General features: G+C 43.1%; 20 protein-coding genes and 2 tRNA genes. 4 read left to right on the top strand and 18 right to left on the bottom strand.

Annotated elements, in window-relative coordinates; genetic code table 11:
• Positions 1-299: 299 nt before the first annotated feature.
• The 13 genes from rpsO to rlmE form a co-directional block, all read right to left on the bottom strand.
• The gene (gene rpsO / locus ACRQQK_RS16235) at positions 300-569 is read right to left on the bottom strand and encodes a 30S ribosomal protein S15 (RefSeq protein ID WP_093273742.1); all 270 of its coding nucleotides are present in this window, start codon (positions 567-569) and stop codon (positions 300-302) included.
• Between the two features lie 164 nt (positions 570-733).
• Positions 734-1,678, bottom strand: a complete 945-nt coding sequence (gene truB / locus ACRQQK_RS16230) for a tRNA pseudouridine(55) synthase TruB (RefSeq protein ID WP_457513072.1) — start codon at positions 1,676-1,678, stop codon at positions 734-736.
• Positions 1,678-2,073 carry a 30S ribosome-binding factor RbfA gene (gene rbfA, locus ACRQQK_RS16225; protein ID WP_042484387.1) on the bottom strand — a complete coding sequence of 132 codons (396 nt, stop codon included), beginning with the start codon at positions 2,071-2,073 and terminating at the stop codon, positions 1,678-1,680. The genes truB and rbfA overlap by 1 nt, the downstream gene beginning before the upstream one ends.
• Before the next feature lie 142 nt (positions 2,074-2,215).
• Positions 2,216-4,921, bottom strand: coding sequence for a translation initiation factor IF-2 (gene infB / locus ACRQQK_RS16220; protein WP_457513070.1), 2,706 nt, complete (start codon positions 4,919-4,921; stop codon positions 2,216-2,218).
• Between the two features lie 22 nt (positions 4,922-4,943).
• Positions 4,944-6,431: a transcription termination factor NusA gene (gene nusA / locus ACRQQK_RS16215; protein ID WP_457513068.1), complete on the bottom strand. Its 1,488-nt coding sequence runs from the start codon at positions 6,429-6,431 to the stop codon at positions 4,944-4,946.
• 34 nt (positions 6,432-6,465) lie between these two features.
• Positions 6,466-6,921 (bottom strand): ribosome maturation factor RimP, encoded by a 456-nt coding sequence (gene rimP / locus ACRQQK_RS16210; RefSeq protein WP_457513066.1) that lies wholly within the window; start codon positions 6,919-6,921, stop codon positions 6,466-6,468.
• 216 nt (positions 6,922-7,137) lie between these two features.
• Positions 7,138-7,214 (bottom strand) — tRNA-Met (locus ACRQQK_RS16205).
• A 54-nt stretch (positions 7,215-7,268) separates the two neighbouring features.
• Positions 7,269-7,351 (bottom strand) — tRNA-Leu (locus ACRQQK_RS16200).
• Between the two features lie 27 nt (positions 7,352-7,378).
• Positions 7,379-7,717 carry a preprotein translocase subunit SecG gene (gene secG / locus ACRQQK_RS16195; protein ID WP_457513064.1) on the bottom strand — a complete coding sequence of 113 codons (339 nt, stop codon included), beginning with the start codon at positions 7,715-7,717 and terminating at the stop codon, positions 7,379-7,381.
• 258 nt (positions 7,718-7,975) lie between these two features.
• A complete protein-coding gene (glmM, locus tag ACRQQK_RS16190) occupies positions 7,976-9,316 on the bottom strand; it encodes a phosphoglucosamine mutase (RefSeq protein WP_457513062.1) in 1,341 nt (446 codons plus the stop codon).
• Positions 9,317-9,353: 37 nt separating this feature from the next.
• The gene (gene folP / locus ACRQQK_RS16185; RefSeq protein ID WP_457513060.1) at positions 9,354-10,187 is read right to left on the bottom strand and encodes a dihydropteroate synthase; all 834 of its coding nucleotides are present in this window, start codon (positions 10,185-10,187) and stop codon (positions 9,354-9,356) included.
• 86 nt (positions 10,188-10,273) lie between these two features.
• Positions 10,274-12,238 (bottom strand): ATP-dependent zinc metalloprotease FtsH, encoded by a 1,965-nt coding sequence (gene ftsH, locus ACRQQK_RS16180; RefSeq protein WP_457513058.1) that lies wholly within the window; start codon positions 12,236-12,238, stop codon positions 10,274-10,276.
• 98 nt (positions 12,239-12,336) lie between these two features.
• Positions 12,337-12,966, bottom strand: coding sequence for a 23S rRNA (uridine(2552)-2'-O)-methyltransferase RlmE (gene rlmE, locus ACRQQK_RS16175; protein ID WP_457513056.1), 630 nt, complete (start codon positions 12,964-12,966; stop codon positions 12,337-12,339).
• A gap of 119 nt (positions 12,967-13,085) precedes the next feature.
• On the opposite strand from rlmE, the gene yhbY reads away from it, so the two are divergent.
• A complete protein-coding gene (gene yhbY, locus ACRQQK_RS16170; RefSeq protein WP_042484407.1) occupies positions 13,086-13,382 on the top strand; it encodes a ribosome assembly RNA-binding protein YhbY in 297 nt (98 codons plus the stop codon).
• A gap of 89 nt (positions 13,383-13,471) precedes the next feature.
• On the opposite strand, the gene greA is transcribed toward yhbY, so the two are convergent.
• Positions 13,472-13,945, bottom strand: a complete 474-nt coding sequence (greA, locus tag ACRQQK_RS16165; protein ID WP_457513054.1) for a transcription elongation factor GreA — start codon at positions 13,943-13,945, stop codon at positions 13,472-13,474.
• Positions 13,946-14,510: 565 nt separating this feature from the next.
• Between greA and ACRQQK_RS16160 the strand changes: the two genes are divergently transcribed.
• Complete coding sequence (locus ACRQQK_RS16160) at positions 14,511-15,533, top strand: porin (protein WP_457513052.1); 1,023 nt, start codon at positions 14,511-14,513, stop codon at positions 15,531-15,533.
• A gap of 180 nt (positions 15,534-15,713) precedes the next feature.
• The gene (dacB, locus tag ACRQQK_RS16155) at positions 15,714-17,114 is read left to right on the top strand and encodes a serine-type D-Ala-D-Ala carboxypeptidase (protein WP_457513214.1); all 1,401 of its coding nucleotides are present in this window, start codon (positions 15,714-15,716) and stop codon (positions 17,112-17,114) included.
• 92 nt (positions 17,115-17,206) lie between these two features.
• Here the strand turns inward: dacB and tyrS are convergent, their stop codons facing one another.
• Entirely contained in the window at positions 17,207-18,394 is a 1,188-nt protein-coding gene (gene tyrS / locus ACRQQK_RS16150) for a tyrosine--tRNA ligase (protein WP_457513050.1), read from the bottom strand.
• Between the two features lie 130 nt (positions 18,395-18,524).
• Here tyrS and ACRQQK_RS16145 point away from each other — a divergent pair, with 130 nt between their 5' ends.
• Positions 18,525-19,814 carry a peptidoglycan DD-metalloendopeptidase family protein gene (locus tag ACRQQK_RS16145; RefSeq protein ID WP_457513048.1) on the top strand — a complete coding sequence of 430 codons (1,290 nt, stop codon included), beginning with the start codon at positions 18,525-18,527 and terminating at the stop codon, positions 19,812-19,814.
• Between the two features lie 99 nt (positions 19,815-19,913).
• On the opposite strand, the gene ACRQQK_RS16140 is transcribed toward ACRQQK_RS16145, so the two are convergent.
• The 3 genes from ACRQQK_RS16140 to erpA all read right to left on the bottom strand — a co-directional run bounded on the left by ACRQQK_RS16140 (position 19,914) and on the right by erpA (position 24,588).
• The gene (locus ACRQQK_RS16140) at positions 19,914-23,000 is read right to left on the bottom strand and encodes an efflux RND transporter permease subunit (RefSeq protein WP_457513046.1); all 3,087 of its coding nucleotides are present in this window, start codon (positions 22,998-23,000) and stop codon (positions 19,914-19,916) included.
• 8 nt (positions 23,001-23,008) lie between these two features.
• A complete protein-coding gene (locus ACRQQK_RS16135; RefSeq protein ID WP_457513044.1) occupies positions 23,009-24,142 on the bottom strand; it encodes an efflux RND transporter periplasmic adaptor subunit in 1,134 nt (377 codons plus the stop codon).
• Between the two features lie 104 nt (positions 24,143-24,246).
• Positions 24,247-24,588: an iron-sulfur cluster insertion protein ErpA gene (gene erpA, locus ACRQQK_RS16130; RefSeq protein ID WP_042484430.1), complete on the bottom strand. Its 342-nt coding sequence runs from the start codon at positions 24,586-24,588 to the stop codon at positions 24,247-24,249.
• Positions 24,589-24,823: the final 235 nt, after the last annotated feature.

Raw genomic sequence — 24,823 nt, 5'->3', positions numbered from 1 at the left:
AGTATTGATTGGAAATCCTTACATAGGATTTCGCCGTGCGTAGTATATACCCGCTTGCTTCAAGATGCTAATTTCAGGAGATAATTGGTGTGTATTTCCCAGCATTCCAGATGCCTTATCCTTCATCAAAACATAGGCTGAAATCTCGCTACAGCCTCCGACTAAATTAGATTCTGGATATATAGAGGCGAAGTTCCAGAATGGCTCAGCTAAGTAACTGAGTGCACACTCTCAAATCGCAGACACAAAAAAGGGGCTAAAAAGCCCCTTTTTCTTCAAACCTGCTTGGCAGACGCTAATTAGCGACGTAGGCCTAGGCGTTTGATTAGGTCGTGGTAACGATCTAGATCTTTACCTTTAAGGTAATCTAGAAGCTTACGACGGCTAGAAACCATGCGTAGTAGACCACGACGGCTGTGGTGATCGCCTTTGTGAGCTTTAAAGTGACCTTGAAGGTGGTTGATAGAAGCTGTAAGTAGAGCTACTTGAACTTCTGGTGAACCAGTGTCGCCTTCAGCACGTGCATATTCTGCTACGATTGCTGCTTTAGTTTCTGCATTCAGAGACATAATTCTCTCCTAAAGAGTTAAGTTTATATTTGTGTCAGCCAATCTCTGATTCAGCCGACACGTGAGGGGCGGATTATAGGGAATAACCTGTAATCACACAAGCGCTATTTCACGGAATAGAATCTGTAACTTTGCGCTATAAATCAGGCATTGACGTTGTAGCATCAAGTACGCGGTGGATAAACCACTAAACGCTTCGGTGCTACTTTCCCATCGTTATCGATTTCGGCAACGCCAAGGAATAGCTTCTCTTCACCACCCGTCATGCGAACAATACCGTCTGTTGGCACACCAAAGACTTGAACAGCCTGTCCATGTTGAACCAAATCAACCAGTTCAGCGACAAGATTTACTTCAGGTAAATCTTGTACTGCGGTATCCATAGGCAACAACAGAGCATCAAGAACATCATAAGGAGATCGCTCTTCACGATGGGCCAGTTCAACGAGTTCGTTAAGCTGTTCAAGCGTCACCATATTTTCATATGGATACTTAGCTACACCAGTACGACGCAACATAGTGACGTGTGCACCACAGCCCAGCATTTCACCTAAATCATCAACGATAGTGCGGATGTAGGTGCCTTTTGAGCAGTGCACTTCCATCTCGACTTCATCGTTTTCAAAACGATGAAGAACAATATCGTAAACGGTGATTTTGCGAGCTTCGCGAGGTACTTCGATTCCCTGACGAGCATATTCATACAATGGACGACCTTGGTATTTCAATGCCGAAAACATTGAAGGCACCTGATCAGTTTCGCCTCTGAACTTTTCGATACAGCTGTTCAAAGTTTCAAGATCTACATTCACTTCACGAGTTTCAACCACTTCACCGTCTGAATCAGAGGTGTCAGTACGTTCACCCAACTTTGCGATTACACGATAACGCTTATCGGAATCGAGCAGAAACTGAGAGAACTTGGTTGCTTCACCGAGACAGATCGGCAGCATACCGGTTGCAAGAGGATCCAACGCGCCGGTATGGCCCGCCTTTTCTGCGAAGAAAAGACGCTTAACTTTTTGCAGGGTATCATTTGATGAGATGCCGGTTGGTTTATCAATCAGCACCACACCATTTATCGGACGCCCTTTACGACGACGAGCCATTACTCTTCGTCCTCTCGACCTGCATCTTTTTGCTTACGCTTATCTGTACTTACTACTTCAGAAACAAGGTTCGACATACGCATACCTTCTACTAAGGTACTGTCATAGTGGAAACGGATTTCAGGAGTCAAACGTAAGCGGATACGCTTACCAAGCATCATACGAATATGAGCTTCGTGTTCACGCAGAGCTTTAAGACAAGACTCTGGCGTTTGTTCACCAACACACAAGAAGGTCACAAACACTTTTGCGTATGCAAGATCACGAGAAACTTCCACATCAGAAATGGTCACCATTCCTAGACGAGAATCACGAACTTCGCGTTGAAGGATCATCGCAAGTTCTTTTTGTAATTGCTGAGCCACACGCTGGGTACGGCTAAATTCTTTTGGCATAATTTTCTCACTAATAGAAAGAATGGGGGAATGGTCAACCCACTCCCCCATGGCGTATTCAACAACCGAACATTGCCGTTTGTTCTGATTGATGATCCATAATGATTACGATTAATCATCACATCTCATCAATTTTAGCGAATTAATCGATGGTACGTTGAATTTCAACCGTTTCGAATACTTCGATTTGGTCGCCTACGCGAACATCGTTGTAGTTCTTAACGCCGATACCACACTCATAACCGTTCTTAACTTCTTGCATGTCGTCTTTAAAGCGACGTAATGACTCAAGCTCACCTTCGTAAATAACCACGTTATCACGTAGTACACGAATTGGAGCATTACGCTTGATAAGACCTTCAGTAACCATACAACCAGCGATTGCGCCAAGTTTTGGAGACTTAAAGACGTCACGAACTTCAGCAAGACCAATGATTTCTTGCTTGAATTCTGGAGCAAGCATGCCGCTCATTGCCGCTTTAACTTCATCAATCAATTGGTAAATGATTGAGTAGTAGCGTAAGTCAACACTTTCAACTTCAACTGCACGACGAGCTGATGCATCAGCACGAACGTTAAAGCCAACAACGATAGCGTTTGAAGCTGCAGCTAGTACTACGTCAGTTTCAGTAATACCACCAACACCAGAACCCACGATGTTTACTTTCACTTCGTCAGTAGATAGCTTCACTAATGAATCAGAGATAGCTTCTACCGAACCCTGTACGTCAGCTTTCAGTACGATGTTAAGTTCAGACACATCACCAGCAGTCATGTTAGAGAACATGTTCTCTAGTTTAGATTTCTGCTGACGAGCTAGTTTAACTTCACGGAACTTACCTTGACGATAGTTCGCAACTTCACGCGCTTTACGCTCATCACGTACAACTGTCGCTTCGTCACCCGCAGCAGGAACACCAGAAAGACCTAGAATTTCTACCGGGATAGAAGGACCAGCTTCACTAACTTCGTTACCAACTTCATCACGCATTGCGCGAACACGGCCATATTCCTGACCACAAAGTACGATATCACCTCTGTTCAAAGTACCTGACTGTACAAGAACAGTAGCAACTGGACCACGACCTTTATCTAGGCGTGATTCAATCACAACACCAGAAGCCATGCCGTCTTTCACAGCAGTCAGTTCAAGAACTTCTGCTTGTAGAAGAATAGACTCTAGAAGTGAATCAATGTTAGTACCCTGTTTTGCAGAGATATGAACGAAGATGTTCTCACCGCCCCACTCTTCAGGAATAACGTCATACTGAGCTAGCTCATTCTTAACGTTATCTGGGTTAGCATCTTCTTTGTCGATCTTGTTCACAGCGATAATCAAAGGTACACCTGCCGCTTTTGCGTGCTGGATAGCTTCAACTGTTTGTGGCATTACGCCATCATCTGCTGCAACAACAAGAACAACGATATCTGTCGCTTGAGCACCACGAGCACGCATTGACGTAAACGCCGCGTGTCCAGGAGTATCAAGGAACGTAATCATGCCGTTTGGTGTTTCTACGTGGTATGCACCAATGTGCTGTGTAATACCACCAGCTTCACCTGATGCAACGTGCGTACGACGAATGTAATCAAGTGTAGATGTTTTACCATGGTCAACGTGCCCCATAATGGTAACAACTGGCGCACGAGATACTTTCTCGAACTCGTTGTCGCGGTCTTGCATTACTGCTTCTTCAAGTTCGTTTTCTTTGCGAAGAATAACTTTGTGACCCATTTCTTCAGCAACAAGTTGTGCTGTTTCTTGGTCAATCACTTGGTTAATCGTCGCCATCGCACCCATCTTCATCATCACTTTGATGACTTCAGTCCCTTTTACCGACATTTTGCTTGCCAGTTCAGAAACTACGATAGTTTCACCAATCACAACATCTGATTTAGCTACAACTGCGCTCTTATCGAAGCCGTGTTGCATTGACGATGGCTTAGCAATTTTGCCAGCTTTACGACCTTTACCACCACGGCGAGTATCGCGCTCTTGCTTATCGTCGCGATTAGACATTTTCGTCTTTTTCGTCTTGGCGGAAGCACTACGGCGACGAGCACCTTCTTCACGACGGTCTGCTTCATCTTCTGCCGCACGAGCGTAGCTCGATGTGGTCACATGGTAATCTGTATTCTCTTCCATTTTACCCTTTTTCTCTTCTTCAGCAGACCAACGCTCATTATTCTGTTCAGCCAATTCACGTGCTTTCTCAAGCTGACGAAGACTCTCTTCCTCAGCTTTACGCTTAGCTTCTTCTTCCTGACGACGCTTCAGTGCTTCGGCTTCTTTTCGCGCTGCTTCTTGCTTCGTTTTATCTTCAGCAGAACGTTCACGTTTCGCCCCACCCTGTGCATCACGCGTAGTATCTTCCACTTCGCGTTTTGCTTTTTCATTTGCTTCACGTTGCGCTTTTTCTTCTGCTTCACGTTTCGCCTTTTCTTCGGCTTCACGTTTTGCAGCTTCTTCAGCTTCACGTTTCGCTAATTCTTCAGCTTCACGCTGAGCAGCTTCTTCTGCTTCGCGTTTTGCTTCATCTTCAACTGCACTGCGCTTAACATACGTTCGTTTTTTGCGCACTTCAACTTGAACATCCTTACTTTTACCGCCACCAGCACTTACGCTTAGTGTACTACGGGTTTTACGCTGGAGCGTTAAACGAGTTGGCTCAGATCCTGAGCCCTCTCCATGTTCCTTACGTAAGTGATTCAGAAGTTTGCTTTTTTCATCTTCTGATACGCTGTCTGAACTCGTTTTTTTCATGCCAGCATCAGCAAGTTGTTCTAATAAGCGGTCAACTGGAGTACCAATTTCTTCACTCAGTGCTTTAACTGTAAGTTGTGTCATGCCGCTTCCTCCCTTGCTGAAATTATGCGTCTTCACCGAACCAACAAATGTTACGAGCTGCCATAATTAGCTCGCCTGCGCGTTCTTCGGTTAGACCTTCAATACCTTCAAGATCGTCGATGCCTTGGTCTGCTAAGTCTTCTAGTGTTACTACACCTTTAGCAGCAAGTTTAAATGCCATATCACGCTCAAGACCTGCTAGCGATAGTAGGTCTTCTGCTGGCTCTAAGCCTTCGAACGATTCTTCTTGTGCCAATGCAATTGTTGTCAATGCATCTTTTGCACGGTTACGCAGTTCTTCAACTAGGTCTTCATCGAGACCATCTACTTCAAGTAGTTCGTTTACTGGAACGTACGCAACTTCTTCTAATGTAGAGAAACCTTCTTCAACCAACAGCTCAGCGAAATCTTGCTCAATATCGAGATACTTCATGAAGCGCTCGATAGCTGCCATTGATTCTTCTTGGTGTTTCTTGTTTAGATCAGCAACTGTCATTACGTTCAGTTCCCAACCAGAAAGTTGAGACGCTAGACGTACGTTTTGACCGTTACGACCGATAGCTTGAGCTAAGTTATCTGCTTCAACAGCGATATCCATTGAGTGTGCATCTTCATCAACGATGATAGAAGCCACATCAGCTGGAGCCATTGCGTTGATAACGAACTGCGCTGGGTTATCATCCCAAAGAACGATATCAATACGCTCACCGCCAAGCTCACTAGATACAGCCTGTACACGCGCTCCACGCATACCAACACACGCACCAACAGGGTCAATACGACGATCGTTGGTCTTCACCGCAATTTTAGCGCGAGAACCAGGATCACGAGCTGCACCTTTCAGTTCGATCATCTCTTCGCCAATTTCTGGCACTTCCACACGGAACAGTTCAGCCAACATTTCTGGCTTAGAACGAGTTACGAATAGTTGGAAACCACGCGCTTCTGGAGCCACTTTGTAAAGTAGACCACGAACACGGTCGCCAGGACGGAAGTTTTCACGTGGTAGTTGGTCTTCACGTAAGATTACCGCTTCAGCGTTATTACCAAGATCTAGAATAACAGTCTCACGGTTAACCTTTTTAACCACACCTGTTACTAGCTCACCTTCGTTGTCGATGAACTGTTCTACGATTTGCGCACGTTCAGCTTCACGTACTTTCTGTACGATAACTTGCTTCGCTGTTTGTGTTGTGATGCGGTCAAATGTTACTGATTCGATTTGCTCTTCATAGTAGTGACCTAACTCAACTGAATCATCATCATAAGATGCAGCGTCTAGAGACATCTCTTTAGTTGGGTTTTCCACTTCATCTACGACTAACCAACGGCGGAAAGTTTCAAACTCACCCGTTTTGCGGTCGATAGCAACACGAACATCTACGTCAATTTCGTATTTTTTCTTAGTCGATGTTGCTAGCGCAATTTCAAGCGCTTCAAAGATACGCTCACGAGGTACTGCTTTCTCGTTCGAAACAGCCTCTACAACCGCTAAAATTTCTTTACTCATTTTATAGCCTCTTAAGCTCTTTTCTCTAGGAGAACTAAAATTTAGGGATCAGGTTAGCTTTTGAAATGTTGCTAATCGCAAAATGTTCTTCTTGACCATCTACAGTCAAGGCAACTGTTTCACCTTCAACTGAGTGAATGATGCCTTTCCATTTACGACGGTTTGCAACTGCCATTTTCAAAACGATGCTGACCTCGTGACCGATAAACTGATCATAATGAGCAGCTTTAAAGAGTGGTCTTTCCATACCTGGCGAAGACACTTCTAAGTTGTAAGCCACAGTAATTGGATCTTCAACATCCAATACAGCACTCACTTGGTGACTTACTTCTGCACAATCGTCAACGTTAATACCGTTTTCATGATCAATGTAGATACGTAGTGTTGAGTGTTGTCCTGCACGAACAAACTCTAATCCAACTAACTCATAGCCTGATGCAGCTACAGGCGCATCAAGCATTTCTGTTAATTGTCTTTCTAAACCAGTCATTTAAACCACTCCAGAAACAAAAAAAGGGCATAGAGCCCAATTTAAATTCCAAGCAAAGCATCTGCATTTCACATTAAGAAACACAGATAACAAAAAACCCCGAAAGTCGGGGTTTTTGCTGCTGGACCCTGATAAATTGAGAATTTCTTCTCAACTGCAGTGAGGTAAACACTGCCAAACTTGCAACAATTAACTCTCTATAAAATAGAAAATAATTGGTTGCGGGGGCCGGATTTGAACCGACGACCTTCGGGTTATGAGCCCGACGAGCTACCAAGCTGCTCCACCCCGCGTCCGACTTGTGAGCAATTATACGCTCAACAAGGTGTTTTACAAGTTTGTAAACATGGTGCCGAGAGAGGGACTCGAACCCTCACACCGAAGCGCTAGCACCTCATGCTAGTGTGTCTACCAATTTCACCATCTCGGCATAACCTTTTCTTACTTTACAGTAAGATTATTGAGGAATTTCGTCGCCTGTTGGGGCTGGAGTTTCACTCAATGTACCTTCAGTAGTTTGCTCAATCACTTGACCTTTAGCTGGGTCAACCCATTGTGATTCAGTTTTATGTGTAGACATATTGCCTAGCACAAGACTAAAGATAAAAAATATTGTTGCAAAAATTGCAGTCATTCGGGTTAAGAAATTTCCTGAGCCGCTCGCGCCAAACACTGTGTTTGAAGCACCAGCACCGAATGAGGCTCCCATATCTGCGCCTTTACCTTGCTGGATCAACACTAGGCCAATGATACCAACCGCTGCCAACAGGTAAATCACAAGTAGAACTGTAAACATCGCTTCCACCTATGTTCCAAATTGTTGAGCCAGCGCCGTTCCAATCATTTCTAATCATCGACAAGAACAAGGCTAGCGACCTCCTAACAGAAGGCGGACGCAATACTATCGAATGCTAGTATGACTGACAAGGGATATTTGTTAAAAACATCCCATTTGCTTATCAAACGGTCAAAAAAGGCTCAAAGTGATATTAGTTTAAACTTGGCTCCAAAATTTTAACTCGGTTAAAAACTTAGGAGCCAACAAAAACAAGACTTAACAGTTAGCTTTTACAGCTTCTGCAATTTTTAAAGCGGAAGATTTAACCAATTCAGCATCTTCACCTTCCACCATTACTCGAAGTAAAGGTTCAGTGCCTGACTTACGCAACAGCACTCGGCCTTTAGCGCCAAGTTGGGCTTCAACTTCTTTAACACTCGCAATCACAGCATCGGCTTCTAACGGATTAGAATCACCACTAAAACGTACGTTTTCCAACACTTGAGGATAGAGTGTCATTCCTTTAGACAGCTCGCCTAATGACATTTCACTACCAACAACTGAAGCTAAAACTTGCAGAGCAGCAACAATCGCATCACCAGTTGTGACTTTATCCAACAGGATAATATGACCTGAGTTCTCAGCACCAATTTTCCAACCTTTAGCCTGCAGTTGCTCCATAACGTATCGATCACCAACGGCTGCACGAACAAATGGAATACCGAGTTGTTTCAGACCATTTTCCATACCTAGGTTGGTCATTAGCGTACCGACAACACCACCTTTTAATTCTCCGCGGCGTAATGCATCGCGGGCAATGATATAGGCAATTTGGTCGCCGTCGACCTTATTACCATTCTCATCGACCATAATTAAACGGTCACCATCACCATCAAAAGCCAGACCTAGATGAGCTTGCTCTTCCACAACGCGTTTTTGTAGAGCAGCGACATCCGTTGCACCGACTTTATCGTTGATATTTGTACCATTAGGTTCAATACCCATAGCAATAACATCAGCCCCCAGCTCTTTAAACACATTCGGAGCAATGTGGTATGTAGCGCCATGTGCACAATCCACTACAATTTTCAGCCCTGCCAAACTTAATTTATTTGGAAAAGTGCTTTTGCAGAATTCGATATAACGGCCAGCAGCATCAACTAAACGTGAAGCTTTACCTAGTAGAGCAGATTCAACACACGTGATCTCTTTGTCTAACTCAGCTTCAATAGCCAACTCCACATCATCTGGTAGCTTTGTACCATCAGATGAAAAGAACTTAATACCGTTGTCGTAATACGGGTTGTGTGATGCTGAGATAACAATCCCCGCTTCTGCGCGAAATGTTTGAGTCAAATACGCTACCGCAGGTGTTGGCATTGGGCCTGTTAATACAGCTTTTAATCCCGCAGCTGCAAGCCCCGCTTCTAGAGCAGACTCCAACATGTAACCAGAAATGCGGGTATCTTTACCGATAATCACTTGCTTAGTACCTTGTTTAGCAAGTACTCGCCCTGCAGCCCAGCCCAGCTTAAGTACAAAATCAGGAGTAATCGGGTATTGACCTACCTTGCCACGCACACCGTCAGTACCAAAATAACGTCTTTCGTCAGACATAATGTATCCTTAACTAATTCTTATCACTTATTGTTACTTATAAATTGTTGTTCGTTGTTTGGATGATTTTCATCGCTTCCAATGTCTCTTCGACATCATGAACGCGAATAATCTGCGCGCCTTTTATAGCGGCAATCGTTGCACAAGTCACACTTGCAACCATACATTCAGCAGGTTTCTTCTCAAGAAGTTTAAACACCATTGATTTCCGCGACATACCAGCAAGTATCGGTAATCCAAATCGATGTAGTTTTTCTAAGTTGGCGAGTAAATGATAGTTGTGCTCAATTGATTTACCAAAGCCAAAACCTGGATCAAGAATAATGTTCTCGCGAGCGATACCTGCACTTTCACACATTGCTAATTTTTCGAGAAGGAAGGCCTCTACTTCGAGCTGAACATTATCGTATTCTGGATTGATTTGCATCGTTTTCGGTTGCCCTTTCATATGCATGATACAGACAGGCACTTGAGCTTTAGCTGCAACTTCCAGTGCACCCGGTTCTTGCAAAGAACGAACATCATTGATTAGGTCTGCGCCAGCTTCTATCGATTGGCGCATCACTTCAGCTTTACTGGTATCCACTGAAATCCAAACGTCTTGGTTAAACTCTCGAATCGCTTTGATAGCAGGTATAACACGGTGAAGTTCTTCCTCAAGACTTACATCTGGCGCTCCCGGCCTGGTCGATTCTCCACCAATATCGATAATGCTGACACCTGCTTCTATCATTTGTTTAGCACGAACAATGACATTATCTATCGACGTATAACTACCGCCATCTGAGAATGAGTCTGGCGTTGTGTTTAGGATCCCCATAACGTGAGGACGGTCAAGAATGAGTTCTTTAGTTGCGTTTGTTAATTTCATAAACGATGAGTCTTTCCATAACCATGTTTCCATAAGCCGGAAACAGAAAACCCCGAACTAGTCGGGGTTTTAAAGATAACAAAAGATTATTCTGAATCTTTTTTCTCAGTTGATGAGTCAGTAGAAGTCTCTTCTACTTTAGGTTCTTCCTTTGACTCTTCAGCAGAAGCCGCCGCATTAGATGCTTCAGCTTTTTTCTCATCTTGAGCTTTAGCTTGATCAGCCCAACCTGCAGGTTCACGAATCTCTGATTTACGCGCCATCAGATCATCTATTTGGCCTGCGTCGATCGTTTCATATTTCATCAATGCATCTTTCATAGAGTGCATGATGTCCATGTTCTCTTGCAGTATCTTACGAGCACGCTCGTAGTTACGGTCGATGAGAATACGGATTTCATCATCAATCAACTTAGCCGTATCATCCGACATATGTTTGGTTTGCGTTACGCTACGGCCAAGGAATACTTCGCCCTCTTCTTCCGCATAAAGCATTGGGCCTAACTTCTCAGAGAAGCCCCACTGAGTCACCATCTTACGAGCAATATCAGTAGCACGTTCAATATCGTTAGATGCACCTGTTGATACTTTCTCAACACCGTAAATCAACTCTTCAGCAAGGCGACCGCCGTACAAACTTGAGATCATCGACTCTAGATGTTGTTTTGACATACTTACGCGATCTTGTTCAGGCAAGTACATAGTCACACCAAGAGCTCGGCCACGAGGAATGATCGACACTTTATAAACAGGATCATGTTCAGGCACTAAACGCCCTACGATAGCATGGCCTGCTTCATGGTAAGCGGTTGATTCTTTTGTTTCTTCTGACATCACCATTGAACGACGCTCTGCGCCCATCATAATTTTGTCTTTAGCCAGTTCAAACTCAACCATTGAAACGTTACGTTTGTTACCACGAGCAGCAAACAGTGCAGCTTCGTTAACCAAGTTTGCTAGGTCAGCGCCAGAGAAACCTGGTGTACCACGAGCAATCAATGATGGTTCTACATCACCGGCTAGCGGAACTTTACGCATGTGAACTTTAAGAATCTGCTCACGACCACGTACGTCTGGTAAACCAACAACAACTTGGCGGTCAAAACGACCAGGGCGAAGAAGTGCAGGGTCAAGTACGTCAGGACGGTTAGTTGCTGCGATAACAATGATACCTTCGTTACCTTCGAAACCATCCATTTCAACCAGCATTTGGTTTAGTGTTTGCTCACGTTCATCGTGACCACCACCAACACCAGCACCACGTTGACGACCTACGGCATCGATCTCATCAATGAAGATAATACAAGGCGCCGCTTTCTTCGCTTGTTCAAACATGTCACGTACACGAGATGCACCGACACCAACAAACATTTCAACGAAGTCAGAACCAGAGATAGTAAAGAAAGGTACCTTGGCTTCACCAGCAATTGCCTTAGCAAGCAATGTCTTACCTGTACCCGGAGGACCAACCATCAACACACCCGTTGGAATCTTGCCGCCCAGCTTTTGGAAACGACTTGGGTCTCGCAGGTAGTCAACCAACTCTTTCACATCTTCTTTTGCTTCATCACAGCCCGCGACATCGCCGAATGTGGTTTTAATTTGTTCTTCGCTCATCATGCGGGCTTTGCTCTTACCAAAGGACATCGCGCCTTTGCCACCGCCACCTTGCATCTGACGCATGAAGAAAATCCACACACCAACGAGCAGAATCATTGGGAACCAAGAAATGAAGATAGTTCCAAGTAGGCTTTGCTCTTCTGGAGCAGTACCTTGAACTTTCACATTTTGGTTGATCAAGTCATCAAGCAATTTTTCATCATAAACAGGCATATAAGTAACGTAACGTGCACTACTGCCTCTACGAGTAAAGCTTATCTCACTGTTATTGAATTGAGCTTCTTGAATCTGGCCTTGACCAACTTCTTGTACAAAGGTCGTGTAATCGATAGTTCTACCGTTGTTATCACCTGGACCAAAACTTTGGAATACAGACATCAACACAACAGCGATTACAAGCCACAGAATTAAATTTTTTGCCATGTCACTCAAGGTGTAAGCCTCTCGATAACTAGTTGTAATTAAAGGTAGGGTACTACAGTTTCTAGGCTGTAGCCATAGTGTTAACTTTTCTCATTAAAGTAAAATAGTTAACCTTTGTAACCAGTGGCGACGATATAAACTTCTCTAGAGCGAGCCCTTGAAGAATCTGGTTTACGAATTTTCACAACGCTAAACATGTCACGGACATCTTTAACGTATTGATCAAACCCTTCGCCCTGAAACACTTTGACAACAAAACTACCATTAGGCGCAAGAACTTGTCGACACATATCTAATGCTAATTCCACCAGATACATCGCCCTAGGTTGGTCAACAGAAAGGTTACCAGCCATATTAGGTGCCATGTCAGACATTACGACATCGACCATATCAGGCTGAATTCTTTCTAAAAGCGCTTCCAAAACCGCTTCTTCACGAAAATCACCTTGAAGAAACGATACACCAGCAATTGAGTCCATCGGCAGAATATCACAAGCAATTACTTGCCCGCTGTCACCGACAATACCAGCAGCATATTGTGACCAACCACCAGGAGCAGCTCCTAAGTCAACCACTGTCATACCGGACTTCAATAATTTGTCTTTTTCTTGAATCTCTTCAATTTTAAAGATAGCACGTGAACGATAACCTTTCTTTTTAGCTTCATTCACATACTTGTCGTCAAAATGTTCTTTCAACCAGCGGCCAGAGCTCGCTGAATGTTTTTGTTTACTCATTCTAATCCTAATCAAACAGCGTCTATCTGAGAAAGTATGGTAGAAAATATAGTCTTCAAAGATAGATGGCGCTAAAATAGCTTTTTTCAACCCTGATAATAAAGAAATTTGGGCGCGTAATGAACCTAAGCAACAAACAAAAGCAGCACCTAAAAGGTCTAGCACACCATTTAAACCCAGTCGTTCTAATGGGCGCTAACGGGCTGACCGAAGCTGTTCTGGCAGAAATCGAAATTGCGCTTGACCACCATGAACTGATTAAAGTGAAAGTGGTATCTGAAGATCGCGAAACAAAACAACTGATTGTTGACGCGATCGTTAGAGAGACTAAAGCAGAGAAAGTACAAGTTATTGGTAAAGTACTTGTTCTGTATCGTCCTTCAGAGCAACGTAAGATTGAACTACCTCGTAAGTAATAACTGCTCTGCAGTAAAATTGTTACTTAAGATTACAAAAAGGTCGCCTTAGCGACCTTTTATATTTTAAGCGAGCTAAAATTCTACTGTTAGATGTAATCTACGCTATCAATTTCAAATACTTTTTCGCCGCCAGGTGTCACGATAGTAACTTCGTCACCTTCACTTTTTGCAATCAGTCCACGAGCAATAGGTGAACTAACAGAAATTCGACCAGCTTTGATATCAGCTTCATCATCACCAACAATTTGGTAAGTTTTCTCTTCATCAGTATCTACATCAATCAGTGTCACTGTAGAACCAAAAATAACCTTACCGGTCTTATCCATTTTCGTTACATCGATAACTTGAGCCACAGATAGCTTGTATTCGATATCACGAATTTGAGCTTCACAAATTCCTTGCTCTTCACGAGCAGCGTGATATTCCGCATTCTCTTTCAAGTCACCGAGTTCACGAGCTTCTGCAATAGCTTGAGAAATTTGTGGGCGCAATTTCAATAATCTTTCAAGTTCATCACGCAGTAATTTCTCACCACGTACTGTCATAGGAACTTTTTCCATTTTATACCTCTACGCCAAAGCTGCCTTTGGACAAAACGAAACAGCCTAACCTCCCTAGAGAGATAGGCTGTATTAGATAAATATATTTTGTCTAAGTGTAAACAAAGTTTCTGCCGAAATCATCCAAATTAAAAATTAGATACAAGAATTGGCTTTCTGCGCACAAACCTATATCTCACAGAGATCTAGGTCACATTTCATTCAGTTCACATTCCCACCATTAAAATAAAAAAACATAAATACTCGCACTTAACATTCGATTAAAAAAAGATTAGAAAAACAAAAAAAACGTTTAAATACATTGAATTGATATTTTTTATATTCAATAAAACACCGTTCAATTGTGTTTTTTACATCATTTTACTAACAAGCGCAGGAACTTTGCGGTTTAAATCTAACTACGCAATATCCGTAAGGTTTCTAAACTTGTTTATGCAACTTTCACATAAACATGACATAGGGCTCTTGATCGGCTTAAGTATTCAAACGACGATAGATATGTGCGTTGTGGTATATCCACACTCTATATATTTTCTATTTATGGACAGTAAATTAGGATTAAAAAATGAAAAAGACTCTAATTGCTCTAGCAGTGGCAGGCGCAGCAGTGGCAACAGGCGCAAATGCTAACGAACTATACAACAAAGATGGCGATACTCTAACTATGGGTGGCCGTGCAGAAGCACGTCTATCTCTTAAAGATGGCAAAGCAGACGACCTATCTCGCGTTCGTCTAAACTTCCTTGGTAAAAGCATGATCACCGACAGCCTATACGGTGTTGGTTTCTACGAAGGTGAGTTTACTACAGCTGATAACGGTGATGGCTCTGATCTTGACAACCGTTATGCGTATGCTGGTATTGGTGGTAACTTCGGCGAAGTCACTTACGGTAAAAATGATGGTGCGCTAGGTGTTATCACAGACTTTACCGATATCATGGCTTTCCACGGTAACTCAGCAGCTGACAAATTGGCTGCAGCTGACCGTACTGACAACATGATCTCATATAAAGGCGCATTCTCAGACCTTTCACTAAAAGCTAGCTACCGCTTTGCTGATCGTACAGATTCTACTGTAGATACTGGTTACGATGATAACGGCCAAGACGGTTACTCTCTATCTGCAATCTATGCATTAGGTGATACTGGCCTAAAACTAGGTGGTGGTTACGCTGCACAAGATGAAGCCAATGAATACATGTTAGCTGCATCTTACAGAATCTCAGACTTCTACTTAGCTGGTACTTTCACTGACGGTGAAAAACAAGTTAGTAACACAGATAAATCTACATTTGACTACACTGGTTATGAGTTCGCTGCGGCTTACACACTAGGCCAAACAGTATTCACCACCACATACAACAATGCTGAGTCAGATAACAAAACATCAACAGACAACCTTGCAATTGATGCATCTTACTTCTTCAAACCTAACTTCCGCGCTTACGTATCATACAACTTCAACTTAATTGATGAAGGCGATGCGGTTGTGAAATACAGCAGTTCAAGTAAAGCTTATGTCTCTCGCAATGCTACAAAAGCGGATGCTGAAGACGAAGTTGTGCTAGGTATGCGTTACGACTTCTAATCGTAAACAATGCCTTTTCTTAAAACGCCTGCTTTGCAGGCGTTTTTGTTTTTAGCACATAAAAGTTTAACCAAAACGGCAATGAAACTTGCTGCTTAACACATTATACTGGCTGCACTTTTAAGCAATTTTGTAATCCGTATGCAGCGTATCTTTTTAGCCAAACTCACCTTTGAAAAAATCGTTTTTAGTTTTCTCGTTGGACTGACGATTACCCTATTTTCTTTTCAGGCGCAGGCGAACCAAGTTTCTACCCAGCTTCCCCCTGCTACTCGTTACGCACTTATTGCTAAAAAGCTTACTGACAAGATTGAAACAGACGCTCAATCGACAAAGCAATACTTTCCTCCTGCCAGTACGTTAAAAATCGTAACCGCGCTTGCAGCAAAACTGGAGTTGGGCGATGAATTTCGTTTCCAAACAGCATTAACACAGTCAGGTAATAGCTATGCACTGGTATTTTCTGGAGACCCAACTTTATCTTCAGAAAACATCAAGCAACTGCTGGGCAATATAAAAGCGACAAACTCGGGTTTAATCTCTGGAGATATTTGGTTAGATAACACAGCATTCACCGGATATGACAAAGCCGTAGGTTGGCCTTGGGATATTGTGGGTGTCTGTTATAGCGCACCAGCAAGTGCGATCAATATCGATGGTAACTGTATTCAATCTTCGATCTATACAGAGAAAGATGGAACCACTCGTGTTTACGTACCTGAACAATATCCGGTTTATGTGATGACGGATGCAGACGCGGTTTCTGAACAACAACAAGAATCACTATACTGTGATTTAGAACTCTATCCGACACAAGAAAACCACTATCAACTATCTGGATGTTTGGCTGAACGAGCAAAGCCACTTCCCCTGAAATTCGCTGTTCAGAATACCAATCTTTATGCACAAAGAGTCGTGTATAAATTGCTCAATCAATTGGGACTTCAGCTTAAAGGTGAAATAAAAATAGGAAAGATGCCAAAGACAGGAAAAGTCATCGCAACTCATCAATCAGAGCCTCTGCCTGTCCTGCTAGATACTATGCTCAAAGATTCTGACAACCTGATAGCGGATACGTTAACAAAATCTATAGGCCGACATTATTACCAGCAAGCCGGTAGCTTCAACAACGGCACTGAAGCCATAAAAGAAGTGATTAGCAAACAAACAGGTATCTCGCTAAAAGATGAGCAACTGGTCGATGGTTCAGGTTTATCTCGCAATAACCGACTTCAAGCATCAAGCATGCTTCAGATTCTGCATTACATTTGGAAGCACGACAAAACCTTGGGTTTAATCAACCTGCTACCGAGTTCAGGAGAATCTGGAACACTGCAGTACCGCCGTAGCATGCGAGAAGATATGATTAAAGGAAGAATCAGAGCCAAAAGCGGCTCTCTCTACGGGACACGTAATATGGCTGGATATGGTTTAGATGAAAAAGGGAAACCGAGCGCTGTCTTCATCCAGTTCGTTACGGATTACTTCCCACCAGAAGTCGAGAGCGAAGTCCCTGTAGAAGCCCCCCTGGTAACGTTTGAAAAAAACTTTTATCGACAAGTTGTTGAGTTAAGCAAATAGCTTTAATCTAAAAACTACGTTTATTAAACAAACACATCCTTAAAATACAAAAAGCGCCTACAGGCGCTTTTTGATATTCGATATGTAGCAAATTACTTCACGGTTACACGTGCAAATTTACGCTTACCAACTTGGTAAACATAAGTGCCCGCTGTTGGAACTAGCTTAGCATCTTCGATTTTTTCACCGTCTTGCTTAGCCGCGCCTTGCTTGATCATTCGCATTGCATCAGATGTTGAGTTAACAAGACCAGCATCTTTAAGTAGGTTAGAGATTGCAATACCAGAGTCAAACTCGAATTCTGGCATCTCATCTGGCATCGCGCCTTTTTGGAAACGATTGATAAACTCTTGTTCTGCAGCATCAGCATCTGCATCAGTGTGGAAACGAGCAATGATCTCTTTAGCCAAAAGAATCTTAGCGTCACGAGGGTTAGCACCATTCGCTACGTCTAATTTCAGTTTTTCAAGCTCAGCAAGAGGACGGAATGACAATAGCTCGTAGTAGCTCCACATCAAATCGTCAGATATAGACATGATCTTACCGAACATCTCACTTGGAGATTCACTTACACCAATATAGTTGTGTGCTGATTTAGACATTTTCTTTTCACCGTCTAAACCAACCAATAGTGGCATCATCAGTACAACTTGAGGTTTTTGACCGTTAGATTTTTGCAGCTCACGCCCCATCAATAGGTTGAATTTTTGGTCCGTACCGCCAAGCTCAACGTCAGTTTCCATTGCAACTGAATCATAACCTTGTAGCAGTGGGTACATGAACTCATGAATTGCAATCGGTTGACCACCAGCATAACGCTTTTTAAAGTCATCACGTTCTAACATACGAGCGACAGTTTGGTTTGCCGCCAGACGAATCATACCTTCTGCACCAAGCTCAGATAACCATTCAGAGTTAAACTGAATTTTGGTCTTAGCTGGGTCTAGGATCTTAAATACTTGTTGTTTGTATGTTTCGGCATTACGTAACACGTCTTCGCGCGTTAATGGCGGACGCGTTGTGTTTTTACCTGTCGGGTCACCAACCATACCGGTAAAGTCACCGATAAGGAAAGTAACGTCATGGCCTAAGTCTTGGAATGTACGCAATTTATTTAGAATCACAGTGTGACCTAAATGAATATCGGGTGCAGTTGGATCGGCACCTAATTTAATACGTAAAGGACGGCCTTCTTTAAGCTTAGCAATCAGCTCTTCTTCAGGAATCAGTTCCTCAACACCACGTTTAATTTCAGCTAAAGCCGCTTCAATACTCGCCATTCTTGTTCACTCCCACAGATTTGGCAAAATTTAATAGTTCGACATATTACTTGAATAGCGATGCATTTTGAAACCAGTTAGACTACGTAACTGGATTTTTTATTAATTATTGACTGAATGACCTCCGAGTATGCTTTCTATTTTCACTCGTCTTCCATGGATTCATCGAACTTTAATCGCCTTATGCAGTGCGCTGATTGTTTTTGCCCTTTTATTTTTGCCTAGCCCAGAGTCTTTGCAAAAGAATCCAAACAAATTACAAGTAGGTCGCCACTACCCACTTGCTATCAATAGCGAAGCTCTCTCTCCGGGCTCGACAATTCTTCCTTCTGCCATTTTGCGCTGGGAAAAATACAAAGTTCGTTCGGGAGAAAGCGCCGCGGTCTTATTCCAACGTATTGGACTCAGTGCAAGGCAGCTATATAGCTTAACGTCTAGCAACAACGAGATTAATAATCAGCTAAGTCGTTTACGTCCTGGAGATGAATTACAGTTCGGCTTTAATGACAATAATGAGTTGATTCAACTCAAACGCAAACTGAGTGCTTACGAAACCTTTGTCATTACTCAATCTGAAAATGGCTACACCTCAGAAATTGACAAGAAAGAAGTCTTCTTCCAATACAACTATGCAGAAGCGGAGATCACATCAAACTTCTGGAATGCGGCAATGTCAGCAGGCTTAAGTGCAAACCAGATTATGGAGTTAGCGGGAATTTTTGGCTGGGATATCGACTTTGCTTTGGATATTCGCTCTGGTGACAGTTTCAAACTGCTCTATCAAGAAAAGATTGTTGAAGGGGAAGTGGTTGATCGCGGAAACATCATCGCTGCTAGCTTTATCAACCAAGGTACAAACTTTACTGCGGTACTTGATGACAACACTGGGAACTACTATGACCCAAGTGGACGTGCTATGAAGAAAGCCTTCTTGCGCTCACCGCTTGATTTTCGTCGGGTATCTTCCAACTTTAACCCAAGACGCTTACACCCAGTAACTGGACAAGTGAAAGCACACCGAGGTACCGATTATGTCGCGCCTATCGGTACACCAATTTGGGCTGCAGGCGATGGCGTGGTGGAAAAATCGAGCTATAACCAGTTCAATGGTAACTATGTATTCATCCGTCACAGCAACACCTACATTACTAAATATCTGCATCTAACTAAACGAACCGTCAAAACCGGTCAAAGAGTAAAGCAAGGACAAGTCATTGGTACCTTAGGCAGAACAGGTCGAGTAACGGGTGCTCATCTGCATTACGAATTTTTGGTCAATGGCGTTCATAAAAACCCACGAACGGTTTCATTACCGCAATCTCAATCATTAACGGGTAAAGCCAAGCAAACTTTCATTGCCAATGCAGAAATTAGATTGCAGCGTTTAGATAGATACAGCCAGTTACTTTATGCCAATTAGCGAGCTATCTGTTTCTCTATAACACAATGAAGATGTCTACCTAAACAAAAGGGCCGAGTATAAATACTCAGCCCTTTGTTTTATAAGCTTTTTAAACCGCTATTCCTGATACTTGTTCCGTCCCAGCATCAATAGACACGGCGTCAATACAAGAGTCAAAACCGTTGCAAATGCTAAGCCGCCAGCAACAGCTGTGGCTAATTGTGACCACCACTGAGTGCTTGGCGCACCAAACTCAATTTTTTGATTGATTAAGTCGATGTTCATTTCCAGAACCATAGGCAATAAGCCAAGAATCGTGGTTATAGTGGTAAGCAGTACTGGACGTAAACGTTGAACACCCGTTCGAAGTATCGCTTCTCTCTTATCCATACCGCGTTTTATCAGCTGATTATAAGTATCGATTAAAACAATATTATTGTTTACCACAATACCAGCCAGGGAAATAACGCCAATGCCAGACATAATCACACCAAACGGCTTCTGAAAAATTAGCAAACCAGCGAAAACCCCAACCGTCGAGAATAGTACCGCACTCAAGATTAAAAAGGCTTGATAGAAGCTGTTGAACTGAGTAATCAGTATCACTGCCATAGCCACTAACGCAACTAAAAACGCCTTTTCTAAGAAAGCCGCTGAATGCTCTTGTTCCTCATTCTGGCCTCTCATTCTAAATTCAACGCTTGATGGTAATCCTAATTCAGCTAAAGCTTGTTCGATTTTCGGTAACTCTAGCGCTAAGTTATAGCCTTCGTTTAAATCGGCCATCACGTTGATAACTCTGCGTCCATCAATTCGTTCTATCGTATCTTGCTTATGATCTGGCTTAATTTCAGCAAAATTGGTAATCGGTACTAAACCCGCTGGTGTTTTTACTCGAAGTTGATCAAATCGCCCAATATCGCGCTTATCTTCAGGATAACGAACCAGAATATCGACTTCTTCATTGGCATCATCAGGTAAGTAATCTCCAATTTTGAGACCATTAGTAACGAACTGAACCGTGTTACCCACCAAAGTCGCATCAGCAGCAAAGCGAGAAGCATCGTCGCGACGAATATCAATTCGCCAATCGATACCCGGCTTTGACGATGAATCGCTAATATTGGTAAACGCTGTATTACTGTCAGCCCAGTGGCGAACTGTCTTAGCCGCCAACTCTAGATCTTGAGCATTATTACCGGAAAGCTCCATTACCACATCATGATCAACTGGTGGCCCCGCGTCCGGAAACTTATACTCAATTTCTACACCAGAGAACTTATCTGTGGTCTGTTTAAGCTCATCAATGATTGCCATGACTTTACGACGATACTGCCATTCCACCGGCTTAACTTGAATTTGGCCAATAACGTCATCTCCACCCGTTCGAGTGTAAACACTTTCAAATTCATCATGACCTAGCATTACTTGCTCAATTTCGCGCATGATGGTGTCTTTTTCGTTGATAGACAGATCACCGTAAGAACGAACTTTCACATTGAAATATGGAGGATCAACCTCAGGGAAAAATTCCACTCCATTACCAGCTTTCACATAGGCGAAACCTATTGCCACAGACATGACGATCGCACTCAAAAGGATTTTCAGCGGATGATGTAATGCAATAGAAAGCGTTTGGTAATAGAGCTTGGTGATTCCCGTTGCTTTATCAAACTCGCCTTCATGTAACGCCACCATATTGGCGCGGGCTTCGGGAGTGACATTTTGAGGACGCCCCATTACGCTACCTAAAACAGGTACAAACAGCATCGCCATAATTAATGAAGCGGTCAACGTAGCAATCAGAGTCAAAGGCAGATATCGCATGAACTCCCCTGTCACGTCAGGCCAGAAAAGCAAAGGAGCAAACGCCGCTAGAGTAGTGGCTGTTGAAGCCGTAATAGGCCAAGCCATGCGTTTCGCCGCATCGCGATACGCTTCTCCTCTTGGCATTCCTTCTTGCATTCGCCTATCAGCAAACTCGGTCACAACGATCGCGCCATCCACCAGCATACCGACCGCCATAATGAGCGCGAACAATACGATAATGTTGACGGTTAATCCAAATACAGAAAGTGTCAGCAAGCCAATTAAGAATGAACCTGGGATAGAAACACCAACCAACAATGCTGTTCTCACACCGAGTACGGCGATGATAACGATAACGACAAGAATAATGGCTGATAACACATTGTTCTGCAGATCATTAAGCATCATCTCAACATCTTGAGATTCATCCCATGTGTATTTGACCAATAAGTTGGATGGCCAATCTTCTCTCTTTTGCGCTTCACGTATAACAGTTTTAACGAGTTCTACCGTTTCAATGATGTTCTCGCCCGCTCGCTTCTTAACATCTAAAACAATGGCGGATTTACCATCTAGTCTGGCGAACGAACTCGGATCTCTGAAAGCACGTCTTACTGTTGCAATGTCTCCGAATGTAACAACTTGCTTGCCATCCACTTTCACAGGTAACTCTAAGACATCTTTTATTGAATCAAACACTGAAGGGACTTTGACAGAAAAACGACCATACCCCGTATCTACAAAGCCTGCTGCGACAACGCGGTTATTTAACGCTATCAGATTGTAAATATCGCCCTGATCTAATCCATAACTTTCCATGAGCAGTGGATCGACAATGATCTCAACAATGTCGTCTCTGTCACCGGCAATATCTACTTCTAGAACTTGACGGAAACTCTCTAGCTTATCTCGCAATAGACGAGCGATTTGTACAATGCCACGTTCAGGTACTGTGCCGTATAACACTACGGATAATACCGGCTGGGCATTTGCCAACGTCACTTCGTTTACGGTTGGTTCATCACTGTCGGCAGGCAATTTCGGCTTGGCTAAATCAACCGCATCTCGTACATCCGCCATTGCCTTATCAAGATCGACACCAACATTGAATTCCAGAACAACAGAAGCATGGCCTTCAGAAGAATTAGACGTCATCTCCTTAATGCCTTCGATGGAACGCAATTCTTGCTCTAATGGACGGGCAATCAAGCGCTCCGCATCTCCCGGTGAAATACCTTGGTGAGAAACAGAAACATAGATGATTGGGATAGTAATATCTGGACTCGATTCTTTAGGAATCGTGACATAAGTTAATGCACCCGCTACAAGAATAAACACCAATAGCACGAGCATAGTTCGAGTACGCGACAGTGCCGCGTCAATTAACGCAAACATGTCGCCTCCTAAGGCTTACTATTCTGTAACGGTTGAGTTTCTATATCTGCTGTGTGCTTAACTGCTGCAACTTTATCACCATCACGTACAAAACCTTGACCACGAGTAATGATGTCAACTTCTTCACCTAAGCCAGTTAGCCAAACACCGTCTTGCTCCGCTTTAACCAGTTGAATAGGAACGAAATGAACCCTTTCTTCAACCAAAGTTTTCACCCCTAAATTTCCTTGATCATCAAGCGCAAGCATGGCTGGAGTAATTTTCACTGCCATTTGCGTTTCTAAATTCAGTTCAACTTGAGTGCTTACCCCTGCTGGGATCTGCTGATTCGGATTGGGAACTTCCACCTCAATAGCGAAAGTATTGGTAGAAGGAGAAGAAAGCTGAGACAAATACCGCACAGTTCCCTGAGTTTGAGAACCTTGAATAAAGTGAATGGTTGCGGGTTGACCTTTAGTAATACTCTGAATGTGGCGTTCACTTACATTCGCTTCTATCACTAATTTATTAAGATCAATCAAAGTTGCTACTGGGTCACCAACACCAACAAAATCGCCCTGCTCAATAAACAAGTTTTCAACTACGCCATCGAAAGGTGCAACAATTGAAGTGTGCGCTAAGTGCATTTCGACCGTTTTTACACTGGATTTGGCATCGGTGAGTTCTGCAAGAGCATTTGTATAAGCGATTTCCCCTTGCAATCCACGATTCTTAAGTGATTCTGCCGCTTTGAACTCTTGACGTTTTACCGACAAAACAGCCTTTGCTCGATCAAGCTGAGATTGAAGATCTCCTTGATCAATAAGCGCAATCACTTGCCCTTTAGAGACTTTGTCACCTTTGTCGATTTTAGTGAGTAAGATCTTACCAGCGATTTCCGCAGATAAGCGAGCTTGCTTATCTGGCGCTGTGCGGCCATAAAGATCGATTTTCTTTTCAGTAGATTCAGCATGGAAGGTTTGATACATCACTTTAGCAAGTGGGATGGTATCTGCAGACTTCTCTGGGGCTTGCTCTTGTGCGTTAAGTGAACCAAGACTCAGCCAGAGGGTTAATAATATGATCAGTATGAAAGAAACGAGCCAGGGCTTTTGTGTAAAATATCGCCCCCCAAGTAAGCTTCTCAATGAGACATGAGACATGGACAATCCTTTATATATATGTCCCTGCACGACAACTCAAATATGCAAGGAGAGTGAATCAGCTAAAATTTCATTTAGATAGCTAATCCACTCTGCATCATTAGTTAAACACTAAACGATGCACCGCAACCACATGTGGTTGTTGCGTTTGGATTGTTTACAAAAAAGCGGGAACCTTCCAGCCCTTCAGTATAATCAACCACTCCGCCAATCAGATATTGCAGACTCATAGGGTCAACCACTAGGGTTACTCCGCTATTTTCGATTGTGGTGTCTCCATCATTTACATTCTCGTCAAATGTGAATCCGTATTGGAAGCCACTACAACCACCACCTGTAATATACACACGTAGTTTCAGTGCCGGGTTTTCTTCTTCAGCAATCAACGCTCTAACACGTGTTGCTGCTGCATCCGAAAAGGATAACGGTACATTTACATCACTCACAATGACCTCTCTCAGTCGCGTAAATGTACACCAGATATTATTCACTATATCAATCTGATGGACATGACTCTTTTTTGATAATGCGGCGATTATCTAATACCTGACCTATACGTTCAAGTATTCACCGATACTTAGTTCAGTGTCTTCAGAAATGATGTGCTCCATTTTTGCTGATTAAACAATATAACTCAGTGAGAAGAGTCAGAAATTTAGTTAAAACATTTCACCTCTGCAT

The sequence above is a fragment of the Vibrio sp. C8 genome, assembly GCF_054051265.1.
The sequence above is the reverse complement of the archived record's forward strand: the minus strand, read 5'-3'. Positions and strand labels throughout refer to the sequence as shown.

Bases quoted from the DNA above. Each gene is read 5' to 3' on its own strand.
- rpsO (WP_093273742.1), bottom strand. From the start codon at position 569: ATGTCTCTGAATGCAGAAACTAAAGCAGCAATCGTAGCAGAATATGCA.
- truB (WP_457513072.1), bottom strand. From the start codon at position 1,678: ATGGCTCGTCGTCGTAAAGGGCGTCCGATAAATGGTGTGGTGCTGATT.
- rbfA (WP_042484387.1), bottom strand. From the start codon at position 2,073: ATGCCAAAAGAATTTAGCCGTACCCAGCGTGTGGCTCAGCAATTACAA.
- infB (WP_457513070.1), bottom strand. From the start codon at position 4,921: ATGACACAACTTACAGTTAAAGCACTGAGTGAAGAAATTGGTACTCCA.
- nusA (WP_457513068.1), bottom strand. From the start codon at position 6,431: ATGAGTAAAGAAATTTTAGCGGTTGTAGAGGCTGTTTCGAACGAGAAA.
- rimP (WP_457513066.1), bottom strand. From the start codon at position 6,921: ATGACTGGTTTAGAAAGACAATTAACAGAAATGCTTGATGCGCCTGTA.
- secG (WP_457513064.1), bottom strand. From the start codon at position 7,717: ATGTTTACAGTTCTACTTGTGATTTACCTGTTGGCAGCGGTTGGTATC.
- glmM (WP_457513062.1), bottom strand. From the start codon at position 9,316: ATGTCTGACGAAAGACGTTATTTTGGTACTGACGGTGTGCGTGGCAAG.
- folP (WP_457513060.1), bottom strand. From the start codon at position 10,187: ATGAAATTAACAAACGCAACTAAAGAACTCATTCTTGACCGTCCTCAC.
- rlmE (WP_457513056.1), bottom strand. From the start codon at position 12,966: ATGAGTAAACAAAAACATTCAGCGAGCTCTGGCCGCTGGTTGAAAGAA.
- yhbY (WP_042484407.1), top strand. From the start codon at position 13,086: ATGAACCTAAGCAACAAACAAAAGCAGCACCTAAAAGGTCTAGCACAC.
- greA (WP_457513054.1), bottom strand. From the start codon at position 13,945: ATGGAAAAAGTTCCTATGACAGTACGTGGTGAGAAATTACTGCGTGAT.
- ACRQQK_RS16160 (WP_457513052.1), top strand. From the start codon at position 14,511: ATGAAAAAGACTCTAATTGCTCTAGCAGTGGCAGGCGCAGCAGTGGCA.
- tyrS (WP_457513050.1), bottom strand. From the start codon at position 18,394: ATGGCGAGTATTGAAGCGGCTTTAGCTGAAATTAAACGTGGTGTTGAG.
- ACRQQK_RS16145 (WP_457513048.1), top strand. From the start codon at position 18,525: ATGCTTTCTATTTTCACTCGTCTTCCATGGATTCATCGAACTTTAATC.
- ACRQQK_RS16140 (WP_457513046.1), bottom strand. From the start codon at position 23,000: ATGTTTGCGTTAATTGACGCGGCACTGTCGCGTACTCGAACTATGCTC.
- ACRQQK_RS16135 (WP_457513044.1), bottom strand. From the start codon at position 24,142: ATGTCTCATGTCTCATTGAGAAGCTTACTTGGGGGGCGATATTTTACA.